Annotated in this window: 10 protein-coding genes; 7 read left to right on the forward strand and 3 right to left on the reverse strand. The window is 71.7% G+C overall.

What is annotated here, in order from left to right; genetic code table 11:
- Positions 1 to 8: 8 nt before the first annotated feature.
- From ACZ6S4_RS25955 to ACZ6S4_RS25975, 5 genes are all read left to right on the forward strand, one after another.
- Positions 9 to 1,094, forward strand: a complete 1,086-nt coding sequence (locus ACZ6S4_RS25955) for an LLM class flavin-dependent oxidoreductase (protein ID WP_465477397.1) — start codon at positions 9 to 11, stop codon at positions 1,092 to 1,094.
- A 353-nt stretch (positions 1,095 to 1,447) separates the two neighbouring features.
- Complete coding sequence (locus tag ACZ6S4_RS25960; RefSeq protein ID WP_465477398.1) at positions 1,448 to 2,005, forward strand: winged helix-turn-helix domain-containing protein; 558 nt, start codon at positions 1,448 to 1,450, stop codon at positions 2,003 to 2,005.
- 205 nt (positions 2,006 to 2,210) lie between these two features.
- Positions 2,211 to 3,479 carry an FAD/NAD(P)-binding protein gene (locus ACZ6S4_RS25965; RefSeq protein WP_465477399.1) on the forward strand — a complete coding sequence of 423 codons (1,269 nt, stop codon included), beginning with the start codon at positions 2,211 to 2,213 and terminating at the stop codon, positions 3,477 to 3,479.
- Positions 3,480 to 3,690: 211 nt separating this feature from the next.
- The gene (locus ACZ6S4_RS25970; protein WP_465477400.1) at positions 3,691 to 4,734 is read left to right on the forward strand and encodes a S1 family peptidase; all 1,044 of its coding nucleotides are present in this window, start codon (positions 3,691 to 3,693) and stop codon (positions 4,732 to 4,734) included.
- An 80-nt stretch (positions 4,735 to 4,814) separates the two neighbouring features.
- Positions 4,815 to 5,990, forward strand: a complete 1,176-nt coding sequence (locus ACZ6S4_RS25975; protein ID WP_465477401.1) for a cytochrome P450 — start codon at positions 4,815 to 4,817, stop codon at positions 5,988 to 5,990.
- Between the two features lie 46 nt (positions 5,991 to 6,036).
- On the opposite strand, the gene ACZ6S4_RS25980 is transcribed toward ACZ6S4_RS25975, so the two are convergent.
- The gene (locus ACZ6S4_RS25980) at positions 6,037 to 7,884 is read right to left on the reverse strand and encodes a lectin (protein ID WP_465477402.1); all 1,848 of its coding nucleotides are present in this window, start codon (positions 7,882 to 7,884) and stop codon (positions 6,037 to 6,039) included.
- A 231-nt stretch (positions 7,885 to 8,115) separates the two neighbouring features.
- On the opposite strand from ACZ6S4_RS25980, the gene ACZ6S4_RS25985 reads away from it, so the two are divergent.
- Positions 8,116 to 9,279: an outer membrane protein assembly factor BamB family protein gene (locus ACZ6S4_RS25985; protein WP_465477403.1), complete on the forward strand. Its 1,164-nt coding sequence runs from the start codon at positions 8,116 to 8,118 to the stop codon at positions 9,277 to 9,279.
- Between the two features lie 510 nt (positions 9,280 to 9,789).
- On the forward strand, positions 9,790 to 10,218 hold the full coding sequence (locus ACZ6S4_RS25990) for a hypothetical protein (protein ID WP_465477404.1): 429 nt from the start codon (positions 9,790 to 9,792) through the stop codon (positions 10,216 to 10,218).
- On the opposite strand, the gene bla is transcribed toward ACZ6S4_RS25990, so the two are convergent.
- Both bla and ACZ6S4_RS26000 read right to left on the reverse strand, forming a co-directional pair.
- Positions 10,169 to 11,050: a class A beta-lactamase gene (gene bla / locus ACZ6S4_RS25995; protein WP_465477405.1), complete on the reverse strand. Its 882-nt coding sequence runs from the start codon at positions 11,048 to 11,050 to the stop codon at positions 10,169 to 10,171. The two genes, ACZ6S4_RS25990 and bla, sit on opposite strands and share 50 nt — an antisense overlap.
- Positions 11,051 to 11,111: 61 nt before the next feature.
- Positions 11,112 to 14,177: a glycosyl hydrolase gene (locus tag ACZ6S4_RS26000; protein WP_465477406.1), complete on the reverse strand. Its 3,066-nt coding sequence runs from the start codon at positions 14,175 to 14,177 to the stop codon at positions 11,112 to 11,114.
- Positions 14,178 to 14,311: the final 134 nt, after the last annotated feature.

Here is a 14,311-nt window from a genome sequence, read left to right on the forward strand (position 1 = left end):
GAGACGTCATGCCCGTCGAGTTCATCGGACTCATCGCCACCCAGGACGGCTCGGAGAGCAGCCCGGCCACGGTGCCCTTCATCGACCCCGGCTACGCGGGCCGGATCGCCCGCGCGCACGAGGACTCCGGCTTCGACCAGGTGCTGATCGGCTACAGCTCGGCGTACCCGGACGGTGCGCAGCTGGCGGCGTACGCGGCGGCGCACACCGAGACGCTGCGGTTCATGGTCGCGCACCGGCCCGGCTTCGTCGCCCCGACGCTGGCCGCGCGCACCTTCGCCACGCTCGACCACTTCACCGGCGGCCGGGTGACACTCAACATCATCACCGGCGGCCACGACGTGGAACAGCGCCGCGACGGCGACTACCTGGCCAAGGACGACCGGTACGCCCGCACCGACGAGTACCTGTCGATCCTGCGCCGGGCGTGGACGGCCACCACGCCGTTCTCCCACGAGGGCCGGTTCTACCGCTTCGAGGACTTCGTCTCGCAGGTCCGGCCGGTGCACGGCACCATCCCGCTGTACTTCTCGGGTTCGTCGCCGGCCGCGTACGCGACGGGGGTGAAGCACGCGGAGACGTACATGTTCTGGGGTGAGCCGCTGGCCCAGATCGCCGAGCAGATCGCCGCCGTACGGGCCGCGGCCGCGGTGGCGGGACAGCCCGCGCCGCGCTTCTCCGTCTCGTTCCGGCCCATCCTCGGCGCCACCGAGGACCTCGCCTGGGAGCGGGCCCACGCCATCCTGGACCGGATCAGCCCGTCCCGCTTCTTCGGCGACGCCGGCAAGGGGCCGGCCAACGTGGGCTCGCAACGGCTGCTCGCGGCGGCGGCGACCCAGGACCGGCACGACCGGGCACTGTGGACCGCCACGGCCCGGGCCAGCGGTGCGGCGGGCAACTCCACCGCCCTGGTCGGCACGCCGGACACGGTCACCCGGGCCCTGCTCGACTATCACGAACTCGGCGTGACGACCTTCCTGATCCGCGGCTACGACCCGCTGGACGACGCGATCGACTACGGCCGTGAGCTCATTCCCGCCGTTCGCGCGGAAATAGCACGACGGGACACCGCCGCATTACCGGTGCCCGCCTGAATGCAATGTGCCGACCGTCACTGAATTGAACACTCCCGCATCCTGGATTTGTTTTGACCCGCCGCCGCCGAGTGTGAAGGATGGTCACCATGCAGTTGCGCGACGTAAGACTCACGTCCCGCCTCGCCATCGATCTCCTCCGGTGCGCGAGCGCACGCTGTCGCCTTCACTGATCCACCGGCGATCCCTGTGCCCCGCCGCGACCGCGCGGTGCGAGAGCCGCGGTAGCCCGAAGGAATGATCCCTCGACGCCGTTCCGCGTCTATAAACCTATCCCACACATGGGAAAAGTATTGTTCAGGCGCCGGTCGAGACCCGAGCGGCCGCCACACCCTCCTCAAAGGGGCAAAATGATGTCCGTTCTCGCCGTCGCCGATCTGCCTCTCGCCCGCCCCGCCCCGGTCCGCCGGGCCGGCCGTCCGCGCGCCGCCCGGCTGCGCTCGATCGCCACCCCCGACTCCTCGGTCACCGTCACGATCACCCTGGGCCGGCCCGGCTCGGAGGAGAGCGAACGGGTCCTGTCGGCGCTGCGTGACCTGGTCGCCGCCGCCGGTCCTGGCGCGGACATCGACCTCGGGCCGGCCGGGTCACCGCCGGTCCTGGCTGAGGCCGTCCCCGGCCTGCGGCTCGACACCCGCGCGCGCACGGTCGTCCAGGACGGTCGCCGGCTCGATCTGAGCCGCCTCGAGTACGAACTGCTGCTCTTCCTGTCCCGGCACCCCCGTCAGGTGTTCAGCCGCAACCAGCTCCTCGGGCACGTCTGGGGGCACACGCACACCACGGTCCGCACGGTGGACGTCCACGTGAGCCGGCTGCGCACCAAGCTCGGCGACCCGGAGATCGTGACCACGGTCTACGGCGTCGGATACCGCCTGGCCGACGAGGCCAACATCACGATCGCCGACGCCTGACCCGGTCGCTCTTCGGCTTCCCGCCGGCGCGGCACACCCCTCTCGGGTGCGCCGCGCCGGCGTTTCTGTCGGTCCTGCCGGCTGGGATCGGGCGTATGCCAGCCACTCTGTCCCGGATGTCCTCGTCAAGGCGGTTCCGCTGCGGCGCGTCACTGGCGCTCATAACCTGTTTTGCCTATCGTGTTGATAGGAGATAGGGGGCCTCATGGGGCGTGTGGTGGCAGTGGTCGGGGGAGGGTGTTCGGGGGTCCTGGTGACCCGCGAGCTTCTGCGCGGCGGCGATGACGACGTGGTGCTGATCGAGCCCGGTGAGCCCGGCGGCGGGGTCGCGTACGGCTCCGCGCAACCGTGGCACCTGCTGAACTCGCGGGCCGGGGCGATGAGCGCCGACCCGGACGACCCGGAGCACTTCGTCCGCTGGGCCGGCACCACCGCGGCGGCCTTCCGTCCCCGCGCCGAGTACGGGCGCTACCTGCGTTCGGTGCTCGAGGAGGCGGACCGCGCCCACCCCGGCCGGCTGCGGGTGCACCGGGCCCGGGTGGCGGCGCTGGCCCCGGACGGCACCGTCGCGCTGGACGACGGCGGTGCAGTCCACGCCGACCACGTGGTGCTCGCCACCGGTGGCCCGGCCGCCGCCCGCCAGCAGATCGACCACCCCCGGTACGTGACCGACCCGTGGCGTCCGGGCGTGCTCGACGGGCTGCCCACCGACCGGCCGGTGCTGTTGATCGGCACCGGGCTCACCGCCGTCGACGTGGCGCTGACCTTGACCGCCGACGAGCGCCGGACCGCTCCCGTGGTGGCGGTCAGCCGGCGCGGGCTGTTGCCGCTGACCCACACCGCGGATGCGATCCCGCCGGCCGTGCCGTCGCTCGATGACTGCGCCACGTTGCGCGATGTGGTCCGCGCCGTACGCGCGGCCGCCGGTGAGGCGGGGGACTGGCGGCCGGTCGTGGACGGTCTGCGTCCCCTGCTCGACCAGCTGTGGACCGCGTTGACGCCGGGTGAGCAGGACGCCTTCCTGCGGCATCTGGCCCGCCCGTGGGAGTGTCACCGGCACCGGATGGCGCCGGTGGTCGCGGCCCGGGTGGTGGAGCTGCGCAACGCCGGCCTGCTGGAGATCCGCGCCGGTGGTGTCGCGGCGTGGCCCGGGCTGGCGGATTTCGCCGCGGTGGTCAACTGTGCCGGTCCCGGGCGGCTCCCGGGCTCGGCCGGCCCGCTGGTCGGCGGTCTGCTGGCCGCCGGGCTGGCCCGGGTGGGGCCGCACGGCCTCGGTCTCGACATCGACGAGGCGGGGCGGCTGGTCGATGTCGACGGCCGGGCGCACGACCGGCTCTGGGTCATCGGGCCGCTGCGCCGGGGCGCGCGCTGGGAGACCACCGCGGTCCCGGAGATCCGGGCCCAGGCGCGGCGGCTGGTCACCGATCTGCGGGCCGGAATGCGCATCGGGGCCGCGCTCCCGGCCGCCGCGTAGCTCGCGGACCGGCCCGGCGGCATCCCGAAACGGGCATAGCCCGATGATATGACGAGAGTGTTTCGGCAGCTCAGAGTCGGTTTGACGGGTGTCTACTTCACATTGTGGAAACAATGACCGACCTTGAGTCCACATCGAAACAGCTCAATACTCAGGGAGGCACCGGTACACCGGAGACCCGGCGTACCCCCCGTCCCCCTGGGAGGAACCTGTGCGTAACCTCGGCTCGAAGCTCGGCCGACCGATCGTCGGCCTGGCCGCCGTGCTGCTGGTGGGCAGTGCGTTCGCGTCACCCGCGTCCGCCGCCCCGACCGGCCCCGCCGCCGACCCGTCCTTCGCCCCCTCCGCCCTCGCTGCCAAGCTGGACACCCAGTTCGGTACGGCCGCCGCCGGCTCCTACATCGACTCGGCCGGCAAGCTGGTGGTCAACGTGACCGACGCCGCCACCGCCAAGTCGGTGTCCGCCGCCGGCGCGACCCCGCGCTTCGTCTCCCACAGCGGCGCCGCGATGGCCGCCGCCGACTCCGCCCTGAAGGCCGAGCTCAAGACGCCCGGCACCTCGTTCGGCCTGGACCCGGTCAGCAACAAGATCGTGGTGACCGCCGACGAGACGGTCACCGGGGCCAAGCTGGCCGCCGTCAAGGCCATCGTGGCCAAGCTCGGCGACAAGGCCACCCTCGAGTCGGTGCCCGGCAAGCTCCAGCCGACGATCTCCGGCGGCGACGCGATCTACGCCGGCGGCGGCCGCTGCTCACTGGGCTTCAACGTGCGCAGCGGCTCCACCAACTACTTCCTGACCGCCGGGCACTGCACCAACATCGGTGCGACCTGGACGAACGGCTCGACGACGCTCGGCACCCGGGCCGGCTCCAGCTTCCCCGGCAACGACTACGGCATCGTGCGCTACACCAACACCACGATCACCAAGTCGGGCGCGGTGGGCTCGCAGGACATCACCTCGGCCGGCACCCCGGCCGTCGGGGCGACCGTCTACCGCCGCGGCAGCACCACGGGCACGCACTCCGGCCGGGTCACCGCGCTGAACACCACGGTCAACTACGCCGAGGGTGCGGTCAGCGGCATGATCCGGACCACCGTCTGCGCCCAGCCGGGTGACAGCGGCGGCCCGCTCTACTCCGGCACCACCGCGCTGGGCCTCACCTCGGGCGGCAGCGGCAACTGCTCCTCCGGCGGCACCACGTACTTCCAGCCGGTCACCGAGGCCCTGAACGCGTACGGCGTCTCGGTCTTCTGATCCGGCTCCACCCCGAGAAAGGCCTCACCCGAGACGGGTGGGGCCTTTCCCGTGAGCCGGGCAACGACGAGAATCAATGCATGTCAGCTGAGACCCCGGTCGAGTCCGCACGCAAGATCGCACGAGGGGAATTGGCCCCCGGCTGCCCCGTCCACGCCGGCGCCGACGAGGTCTGGCACGTCCAGGACTTCGCCGGCGCCCGGTCGGTGCTGCGCAGCACCGAGACCCGGCAGGCCGGCTTCGGCGTGGAGAACGCCGTCAAGCTCGAGGGCCGGATGCGCATGCCCGTGCTCTACCGCGACGGCCCCGAGCACCGCGAGCACCGCCGGCAGACCGCGAAGTACTTCACCCCGAGACGCGTCGAGACGGCGTACGCGTCCCTGATGGACCGCCTGGCCGAGGAGCAGTGCGAGACGCTGCGCCGCCGCGGCACCGTGGATCTTTCGCAGTTGTCCTTCCGGCTGGCGGTGGCGGTGGCCGCCGAGGTGATCGGGCTGACCGAGAGCGGTCCGGGCATGGCGCGCCGGCTGGACCGCTTCTTCGAGGAGAAGGAGAGCCCGAACCGCCTGGTCAGGTCCTGGAAGGAGCTCCGCTCCAACGCCAACATGGCGCTGTTCTTCTGGCGGGACGTCCGCCCGGCGATCAGGTCCCGCAAGCAGCACAGCCGCGACGACCTGATCAGCCACCTGCTGAGCGAGGGTTGCAACAGCGAGGAAATCCTCGGTGAGTGCGTCACCTTCGCGGCGGCCGGCATGATCACCACCCGCGAGTTCATCACCCTGGTGGCCTGGCACCTGTTCACCGACGACGAACTGCGCGCGGCGTACACCCAGGGCGACGAGAAGCAGCGGGTGGCGATCCTGCACGAGATCCTGCGCCTGGAGCCGGTGGTGGCCAACCTGGCCCGCTGGACGACGGCGGAGCTGCGGACCGGCGACGCGACCATCCCCGCCGGGGCGCGGGTCGACGTCGGCGTGGCGGCGGCCAATCTGGATCCGGCGGCGGTGGGCGCCGATGCGGGAGCGGTCTGCCCGGGCCGGTCACTGGCCGACGGGGTGGGGGACGCGGGGCTGTCGTTCGGCGACGGGCCGCACCGCTGCCCGGGGGCTTACATCGCCATCCAGGAGACGGACATCTTCCTCAGCAAGCTGTTCGCGCTGCCGGGCCTGCGCATGGTGCGGCCACCGAAGGTCGGGATCCGCAAGGAGATCGCCTCCTACGAGCTGACCGGCCTGATGATCACCACCGCCGGCTGATCCGGCGGGTGTGCGCGCCCCGGCCGGCGCGCACACCCGCCGCCGGTCACGCCGGCAGGGTCCAGCGCTGGTTCGTGGCGCCGGTGCAGGACCAGATCTGCAGCTTGGCGCCGTCCGCCGTGCTGTTGTCCTTGATGTCCAGACACTTGCCGGAGGCGGCGTTCACCAGCGTGCCGCCGGAGGTGGAGCTCCACCGCTGGTTGGCTCCGCCGGCGCAGTCCCACAGCTGCACGGCGGAACCGTCCGCCGTGCCGTTGTCCTTGACGTCGAGGCACTTGCCCAGCCCGCGGATCGTGCCGTCGGCGGCGACGGTCCAGCGCTGGTTCGGCCCGGCGGTGCAGGCCCACATCTGCGGCAGGTTGCCGTTGGCGGTGGAGCCGTCGGTGACGTCCAGGCACTTGCCGTTGGCGCTGGTGACGGCCCCGGTCCGGCCGGTCGGCGGGGTGGTCGCGGGAGGCGTGGTGGTGCCGCCACCCGTGCCCGGCCAGGTGAAGGTGGCCATGGCCCCCGCGGGCAGCCGGTAGCCGAACGACGCGCCCTGATACGAGACCTGGAAGTCCTGGTCGCCGCCGGTGTTGACGGCCACGAGCGCGATGCTGCCGTCCGGGTTGCGGAACGCGACGTTCTCGATGCCGCCCTGGCCGTACCCGGTGGAGTCGATCCGGACCGCGCCCGGCTTGACGAACTTGCTCAGGTGGCCGAGGACGTAGTACTCGGCGTTGTAGGTGACGCTGCCGCCGTTGACGGTGACGACGCCCATGCAGTTGGTGCAGCTGCCGATGACCGGTCCGTGGTTGGCGTCCAGGGCGAGGTTCCAGAGCGAGACCGCCCGGGCCCAGTTGCGCGTGGCGCCGACGGCCAGGTTGCGGCCCTGCCACCGCAATGAGTCGGCGAAGGTGTTGGCCGACTCGATGCCGGAGCACTCGGTGAAGAAGACGTCCTTGGCCGGCTGGGCGTTGTGCACGACCGACTGGGCGCTGGGGTCACCGGCGTAGCAGTGCCAGGCCGAGCCGGCCACGTTGCTGCCGGCGGCGTTGTTCACGGTCTGCGGGTACGACGTGTTGTCCCAGTTGTGGTCCCAGCCGAGGATGCGGGTGCTCAGCCCGGCGGCGCGCAGCTTCGGGGCGAGCAGGTTGATGATGCGGGCCTGCTGCTCGGCGGACATCAGCATGCCCGGGTAGCCGGGCGGGGAGAACTGCGGCTCGTTCTGCACGCTCAGGTAGCCGATGGGGACTCCGGCTGCCTGGTACGCCTGCACGAACCTGACCAGATAGTCGGCGTAGACACCCTCGTTGGCCTGGGCCAGCGACCCGCCGATGAGGTTGTTGTTGGTCTTCATCCACGCCGGCGCGCTCCACGGCGCACCCTTGAAGGTGAGCTGCGGATTGAGCTGCCGGGCCTGTTGCAGCAGCGGCAGGATGTACGCGTTGTCGTGCGCGGTCGAGAAGCGCGACAGCGACGGATCGGCGGCACCGTCGTCGTAGGTGTAGAACGACCGGGAGAAGTCGCTGGCGCCGATCGGCTGCCGGACGAAGCTCAGGCCGATGCCGCTGCCGGTGCCGAACAACGCGTTCATGATGGCGTTGCGCTGCGACGAGTTGTAGACGTTGTGAGCGGCCGCGTCGGTGAACGACGCCCCGAAGCCCACCATGGACTGGTAGGTGGTGCCGGGGTTGACCGTGATCGTCGAGCCGCTGCCGGCCGTGCCGAACGTGACGGCGGCCTTCTGGGTGAGCAGGTTGCCGCGGTCCGGCGTGGTGAGCCAGACGTTGGCGCTCGTCGCGGCGAAGGAGGCCGTGTCGGCCGCGACCACATAGGCGGCGGCACCCACGGTCATGACCCCGGATGCCGCCAGGGCCAGCAGCCGTCGCCGAGGGCTGGATCGTTCTGCCATGAGATGTCCTTTCGGGGGAGGGGACAGCTGTAACAGGATGAAACAGTTTCGTAACACCGCTGTTTCTCAGAACACCGGCCCCTGGCCTCGTTGTCAACCACTTGGCATGGGTAGATGTCGATGAAACAAATGAAACGCGATGCGGGTGATCATCGAGTAAAGACGCCTCCCGGCGGCATTCCGCCCGTTTACGTTCACAGCGTTCGTGCCGCTCGAATCCCTGGAGGACCGTTGCCCGTCCTACCCGCTCTCGGCGTCGCCCTGGTGGCCGCCGGTGTGCTCGCTGTGCCCGTTCCCGTTCAGGCTGCCGTCGCGGCGGAGTGGACCGAGCCCGGCTACGGCGCCGGGGACACGTACTACAACCCCGGCGAGTCGGTGATCAACGCGGGCAGCATCAACGCGGTGCGGCGCCGGTGGACCGTCGCGCTGCCGGAGGCCCGGGAACGGTGTGCACGGGCAGCCGCGCCTGTGGTTGCCGGTGGGCGGGTCTTCGTCGCTCAGGAGACCGGCGTCTCGGCGTACCAGGCCGGGACCGGGCGGCTGTCGTGGCGTTTCAGCTGGCCGGCGCCCGAGGACGAGAGCACCCCGTACCTGGCGGTCTCCGGTGGCCTGCTCATCGTGGCCAACCAGGGTTGCCAGTCGCAGAGCGACCCGGACGGCACGGTCCGCGCGCTGGACACCGTTTCCGGCCGGCTGGTCTGGACCGAGCAGGTGTCGGCGCCGGTGGAGTCACTGGTCGTCGACCGGGGGATCGCCGTGGTCTCCGGGGAGTCGATGTCCGACACCCCGGCCGTGATCGGCCTGGCGGTCAGCGACGGCACGCAGCGTTGGCAACTCGCCGACCACTCCTCCGCCGGGGTGTCGGCCGGTGGCCGGGTGCTGGTCGGCCGGGTCGGCGGGGTGGGCACGTCCGCGCTGTCCGTGACGACCGGCGCGGCGTTGTGGACCCGGAAGGTCGCGTGGGCCGGGCAGGCGGCGAGCCCGGCCGGGGACAGTTTCCTCGCCTCGGGCAGCCGCAACGAGATGGTCTGCGTGGACGCCGCCACCGGCACTGTCCGGTGGACTGCCGCGCGCAAGGCCAGCCCGCTCATCGCCACCGACGGCCGGCGCGTCTACCGGTCCATGGCGAAGGGCATCGAGGCCCTGGACGCCGGCACGGGCGCGCGCCGGTGGACCGTGTCCCTGCCGGGCAACGCCGGCCAGCCGGTCCGCGCGGGCGGCCTGCTCTACGCCACCGTGGACGGTGGCCGGCCGCTCGGCATCCTGCACGCGGCAAGCGGCGCCCGGGCCTCCGCCGGCACCCAGATCGGCGCGGTCGTCGGGGGTAATGTGATCGTGACCGGCGGATGGCTCTACGCGATCAAGGGCAACACCCTCTCCGGGTACGCGCGCTGACCCAGTTGACCCGTTCCCCACGTACCCCCAAGATCGCGGGGTGGCAGCACCTCGACCGGCACCGGGCCGTCGCCGCCGCACTGACCGGGCTGGACGACGACGAGCTGGCGGCCCGGGTCGACGCCGCGACGCCGCTGGGCGTGGGGATCGGCGGGCGGACGGCCCGGCTGGACGTGGCCGGGTTGCCGGTGTTCGTGAAGCGGATCCCGCTGACCGACCTGGAACGCCGCCCCGGGCACGTCGGCTCCACCGCCAACGTCTTCGGCCTGCCGACCTGCTACCAGTGCGGGTCGGCTCCACCGGCTTCGGCGCCTGGCGGGAACTGGCCACCCACCACACCACCACGCAGTGGGTCCGCAGCGGGGTGTCGGCCCGGTTCCCGCTGTTGCACCACTGGCGTGTCCTGCCGTCCCTGCCCGCCCCGCTGCCCGACTTCGGTGACTGGGACGGGAACCCGGCCGTCGCCCGCCGCCTCGCCGCGATCGAGGCCGCGACCGCGCCGTCACCGACGTGCTGCGGGCGCACGGGATGGTGCACTTCGACGCCCACCCGGGCAACCTGCTCACCGACGGCCGCCGGCTCTACCTCTCGGACTTCGGGCTCGCCCTCGACGGCGCGTTCGCCCTGTCGGACGCCGAAGCGGCTTTCCTCGACCTGCACCGCGACCGGGACCGCTGGGACACCCGGCGGTACCTGGTCAACTGGCTCTGCCACCGGCTCGCGCCCGAGACCGGCCGACGGGCGCTGATCCGCGACGGAGGGCCCGGCCTGCCGGCCTGGGCCCGCGCGGTCGTCCGGCGGTACGGGCCCACCGTCACGCTGCTCAACGACTTCTACGACCGGCTGCTCGACGGGCCGGCGACCGCCCGTTGTCCGGCGGCGGAGCTGCTCACAGCCGGCCGAGAGCGGACGCCAGCAGCGTCGCCGCCGAGGCGATGACCGCGTCGTCGCGGGTACCGTCCGGCGCGGCGCGATTGGTGTAGATCGCCAGGATCAGCGGGGCGCCCGTCGGTGGGTGGACGATCGCGATGTCGTTCGCCGCGCCGTACGCGTCGGCGGAGCCGGTCTTGTCGCCGACCGTCCAGGATGCCGGCAGGCCGGCCCGGATCCGGGCGCCGCCCGTGGTGTTGGCGCGCAGCCAGCCGACCAGGCGGTCGCGGTCCTCGGGGTGCAGCTCGTGGCCGACGGTGAGGTTGCGCAGATTGGCGGCCATGGCCGCAGGGGTGGTGGTGTCCCGCGGGGACGCCGGCGACCAGTCGTTCAGCTCGGTCTCCCAGCGGTCCAGCCGGGTAACCGGGTCGCCGAGGCAGCGGGCGTAGCGGGTCAGCCCGGCCGGCCCGCCGATCCGCTCCAGCAGCAGGTTGCCGGCCGTGTTGTCGCTGTACGCGATCGCCGCGTGGCACAGCTCCGCCACGGTCATGCCGTCCGCGGTGCGCGGCTTGGTGATGGGGGAGTAGTCGACCAGGTCCGCCTCGGTCCAGCGGATGACCCGGTCCAGCAGGCCCGGTTCGCGGCCCCGGGCCCGGTCCAGGACCGCCGCCGCGGCCAGGGCCTTGAAGGTGGACAGCAGCGGAAAACGCTCGTTCGCGCGGTGCCCGACGGTCCGGCCGGTGCCCGTGTCGATCCCGACGGCCCCGATCCGGCCGTCGTAGTCCCGTTCCAGCCGGCGCAGGCCGGTGGCGGCCTGCGCCGGAGTGCCGGGCAGGAGCAGCAACGCCGCCGTCGCGGCGCCGCCGGTGAGCAAGGTACGTCGAGTCAGGTGATCACTCATGCGACCCACCCTGCCGTTTCGTCCGTGAAAGGGACGTGAAACGGCAGAGTGGGTCACACCGTCAGACGGTCGCCCAGAGCGCCGGCACGTTCGACGGCTCCCAGCCCACCAGCGATGTGTGCGCTTGCAGGCAGCGGTACCGCACGCCGTTGTAGGTGACGATCGCGCCCACCGGGTAGGCGGTGTTGGCCGCCCACGCGGTGCCGGCCGGCTGGGTGGTCGGCGGGGTCGTCGGCGGCGTCGTGGTGGGCGGGGTGGTCGGCGGGGTGGTGGTGGGCGGGGTCGTGGTCCCGCAGGTGCCGAACACCTTGAACTCGAACAGCGAGTAGCCGTACGGCGTGCCGCGCTCGGTGCCGGACATGCGCACGTAGCGGGCGGTGCCGGAGATCGCGTGGGTGACGTTGCCGCCGGTCCCGGCGGTCACCGTCGCGGCGGCGGTCCAGCTCGTGCCGTTCGCCGAGGTCTGGATCTGGTACGCCTTGCCGTACGCGGCCTCCCAGCTCAGCTCGACGCGGCCCAGCGGCTGCGCCGTGCCCAGGTCGACCTGCAGCCACTGCGGGTCCGCGAACGCACTGGACCAGCGGGTGGCCGCGTCACCGTCCACCGCGAGGTTAGCGGGGTAGCCGGCCTCGACCGACGACGAGGTAGCCGTCTTGGCCTGCGAGAGCAGCGGTCCGGTGGTGCAGGCGGGCGGGGTCGTGGTCGGCGGGGTGGTCGGCGGCGTGGTCACCGTTCCGCCGCCGTTGGCGTTGCCGCCGCTCCAGTTGGTCGCGCCGCTGGCCACGGTCTTGCCGGCCGGGACGCTGAGCGACCTGCCGTCCGAGTAGGTCACCGTCAGCGCGGTGTTGGTGATGTTCGACGCGACGTACGTCTTCGCGCCGTTCTTGCTGAACACCTTGGCCAGCGGGTGGTTGGCCGTCACCCCGGTGTCGACCTGGCCGAGCGCCGCGAGGTTGCGCAGCCAGTGGAACGTGTGCGCCTTGCTCTCGCCCTCTTCGGAGGTGTACGAGCTGTTCGCCCGGAACTTGGCCAGCGCCGCGTCCGGATCACCGAGCGCGAGGTATTGCCACAGCATGTCGCGCCACAGTGTCGGTTCACCGCCGTTGTTGCGCACCAGTTCGGCGTACGTGCTCTTCACCGACTCGGGGTAGTCGCCCAGGTAGAGCTGGCCGCCGGTCATCGGCAGCATGTTGATGCCGACCACCAGGGCGTGCTCACCGGAGAACCAGGTCGCGTACGCGCCGCCGGAGCCCCAGACGATGGCCGAGTAGTTGTGCCCCCAGTTCGCCGGGAAGTTCTCGTTGCGCACGTCGAACCAGTACTCGTTGATCGCGGCGGCCTGGGTGGTGTGGATCCAGATGCCGGCGTCGCGCACCGCGGTGTTGCCGGTGGCCTGACCCCACTGGATCAGCGCGTTGGCGAAGTTCTGGCCCTCCGAGGAGGACTCCTGGTTGTTGCCCGCGCCGAACGCGCCGTGCCCGGAGGCCCAGTCGTGGCCCGCGTAGATGTCGAAGTCGCGCAGGTACGGGAACCGGGTGTCGGTGCGGTCGTAGTTGTTGGCGTCCCGGATGAGCAGGTCGACCATGCCGCCGTAGCGGCCGGCCGAGGCCCACTGCGGGTCGAACTTGGCCAGGGTGGCGGCCGCGGCGATGAAGTAGCCGTAGTGGAAGTGGTGGTCGTTGAGGTCCTCGTCGGAGGCGTACGAGGCGGGGTAGCCGATCAGCGTGCCCCACTTGTTGTCGTAGTAGAAGACCCGCGAGGTCTTGCCGGGCGACGCGGTGAACCAGTCGGTGATCCGGGTGCGGATGACGTTGAGCGCCGAGTCGCGTACCGCGGTGAGGTTGAGCTGGTCGGCGATCTCCGCGATGCGGGCGGCTCGGCCCAGGCCCTTGCCGGTCCAGTACGTGTCGTCGCCGCGGAAATCGGCCGGGTTGTTGAGCTCGTTGTTGAGGAACGTGGTGACCTGCGACAGGTCCGCGCCGGAGGAGTCGCCGACGGCGGGCACCTCGGGCAGCACGCCGGTGTACTTCATGGACGTCTGGAACGACGTGCCGATGACGGTCTTCATGGCGCCGCGCGGCGAGACGTACGTCTGGGCGAGCGGGGAGCCGCCGGACAGGTAACGCCACTGGTGCGGGTAGAGCGAGATGACCGTGCCCGAGCCGCTGCCCTCGCGGGCGGTGGTGGTGAAGCCGTACGTGGTGTTCACCGTCCCGCCGGCCTGGTTGTAGGTGTACGAGACCCGGGTGCCGGTGACGTGGTTGTGCGCGACCGCGCCGTACCGGTCGGCCAGCGACGTCTTGTCAGCCGTGCTGGTGCCCGAGGTGGTCGGCAGCACCGCGACCGAGAAGTAGCCGCGACCGGCCAGGCTGGACCGGAAGGTGTTCCCGCTCAGCGCCCAGGTGGAGCCGGCCGGCCCGTACGCGACGTAGTCGTGCCCGCCGATCGACCAGCCGATCCGGTTGCCGCTGTTCTGCCACACGGTCGGCGGCCCGACCACGGAGATCAGCGCGTCGCCCCCGGTCACCTGGTAGTACGACATCGGCAGGCCGTGCCCGATGGTCGCCTTCATGGTCCGGGTGCCGTCGCTCCAGGACGGCGTGACGGTCCAGTCGCTCCAGCCGTCCACCAGCGCCCGCGGCGCGTTCAGCCCGGCGACCCCGACCACCACGTGCTGCGCGTACGGGAAGTGGTACTCACCCAGGCCGGTCGGGCTGCCGCTGATCGCGGCATCGGTCTGGTACGAGATCCCGAGCCCGCTCGCCACCGGCTTGTACGCGGCCGGGTGGGCGAACAGGGGCTGGGAGAAGTTGCACTCGTCGCCCTTCTTGAACACCAGCGAGGACCACCAGTCGTTGGTGGGCACCGCACCGGCCGGCGCGCTCGCGGTCAGGAACTGCCGCGGGTTGGTCGCGATGTCGCCGCAGCCGGTCGGCAGTTTCGCGCCGGCCGGGAGGGTCTCGGTGTAGCTGCCGGCACCGACGGTCCCGGCCTCGGCGGAGCCGGTGACGGCGACCGCGAGGGCGCCGGAGCCGAGGGCGACCACGACGGCGGTGGCGAGACCGGCGAGCCGGCCGGACCGGCGCCGCCGATGGGAGACAGGGGAAGGGGGGAGCGGGGATGTCATAGCCAGGTGCCTCCGATGGGGACGGGGGTCGCCGGAGCCGCGGCGGTGGACCACGGGCGAGTGTGAGAGCGCTCTCACGGTGCCGCGAGATTAACCGTCACCCTGTGTTTCGTCAATGTTTACAAACGTGAATA

This window comes from Actinoplanes sp. NPDC051405 (genome assembly GCF_055586185.1).

Coding starts and splice junctions, on each gene's coding strand:
- ACZ6S4_RS25955 (WP_465477397.1), top strand. CDS start 9: ATGCCCGTCGAGTTCATCGGACTCATCGCCACCCAGGACGGCTCGGAG.
- ACZ6S4_RS25960 (WP_465477398.1), top strand. CDS start 1,448: ATGTCCGTTCTCGCCGTCGCCGATCTGCCTCTCGCCCGCCCCGCCCCG.
- ACZ6S4_RS25965 (WP_465477399.1), top strand. CDS start 2,211: ATGGGGCGTGTGGTGGCAGTGGTCGGGGGAGGGTGTTCGGGGGTCCTG.
- ACZ6S4_RS25975 (WP_465477401.1), top strand. CDS start 4,815: ATGTCAGCTGAGACCCCGGTCGAGTCCGCACGCAAGATCGCACGAGGG.
- ACZ6S4_RS25980 (WP_465477402.1), bottom strand. CDS start 7,884: ATGGCAGAACGATCCAGCCCTCGGCGACGGCTGCTGGCCCTGGCGGCA.
- bla (WP_465477405.1), bottom strand. CDS start 11,050: ATGAGTGATCACCTGACTCGACGTACCTTGCTCACCGGCGGCGCCGCG.
- ACZ6S4_RS26000 (WP_465477406.1), bottom strand. CDS start 14,177: ATGACATCCCCGCTCCCCCCTTCCCCTGTCTCCCATCGGCGGCGCCGG.